The sequence below is a fragment of the Ulvibacter sp. 2210JD10-4 genome, from assembly GCF_058148525.1.
The window spans coordinates 1-235 of the sequence record NZ_JBYVJZ010000107.1; the positions used below are offsets into that span (position 1 = coordinate 1).

Annotated in this window: 1 protein-coding gene; it reads left to right on the plus strand. The window is 28.9% G+C overall.

The features are described 5' to 3' along the window. Positions 1 to 235, plus strand: a 235-nt coding sequence (locus ACY2RT_RS15675; protein WP_490156838.1) for a methyltransferase, incomplete at both ends; no start/stop codon positions are given.

A 235-nucleotide genomic window follows, 5' to 3' on the forward strand; every position in this document is an offset into this window, starting at 1 on the left:
TTAAAGAAAATTAGGGATTTTCATTTTAATATCTATGGTTTTGACACTGATGCTTGTGCAGTTAAAAAAGCGAAGCAGAATATTAAAAATGCTAATCTTCAAGAATGTATTGAAATTAAAGTTCAGGACTTTTTTAATAGTAAAAAAGAAACCGGACGTCAATTGTGTATGATCTTTAATCCTCCCTACGATGAACGAATTTCTGTAAATGATATTGAAAAGTTCTACGGAAATA